Here is a 623-nt window from a genome sequence, read left to right as displayed (position 1 = left end):
CTTGCATTTCTCAACTTTATAAATGAAAAATAAACTTCATATAATAATATTTCTATTCTCAACACTTATTTGGGGACAAGAAAGCTCGAATTGTGAAGTATTTATGGATTCGCTAACCAATGAAAAAGTATACAAAAACCCTGAAAAGTTACCTGAACCGAAAAATGGAAAAAATAGTTTGATGAAAGAGTTCATTAAACAAATTAAAATAGAAACGACTGCTAATATTGAAGGGAGCCCTGAAGAAAAACTAATTGTTGGATTCATTGTTTGCGCAGATGGACAAGTTACTGGAGAAAGAATAATTCTGGAATCGCCATTAAAGGGACTGGAAAGAAAAATTCTGAAAGTGATAACGGAGACGGAATGGACAAGTGGATTCTGCGATAATAAGGCTGTGAATACTTTTATGGAATACCCTATACGCCTTAGGTTAGTGGAATAAAACGACAAGCTAACAATACCTAAACGTAATGCGGACTTTAGGGTGAAATCTAAAGGTCTGTGTATATTTATGAAGTCGCTAAATCTTATGGATTTAGCTTTGGAACAAAAAAAGAAAAAGCAAAACAATAAGCTTTAGCTAGGTCGGCAGACGGAAACGAATAGTTTCCTTGCCTCCG

1 protein-coding gene is annotated in these 623 nt (G+C 34.5%); it reads left to right on the top strand.

Features of this window, described 5'->3' with window-relative positions; genetic code table 11:
- Positions 1-22: 22 nt before the first annotated feature.
- Positions 23-445: a hypothetical protein gene (locus R3X28_RS19205; RefSeq protein ID WP_317666505.1), complete on the top strand. Its 423-nt coding sequence runs from the start codon at positions 23-25 to the stop codon at positions 443-445.
- Positions 446-623 lie beyond the last annotated feature (178 nt).

Source organism: Maribacter sp. TH_r10, from assembly GCF_033101095.1.
In the GTDB taxonomy this organism is placed as follows: domain Bacteria; phylum Bacteroidota; class Bacteroidia; order Flavobacteriales; family Flavobacteriaceae; genus Maribacter_A; species Maribacter_A luteus.
The sequence above is the reverse complement of the archived record's forward strand: the minus strand, read 5'-3'. Positions and strand labels throughout refer to the sequence as shown.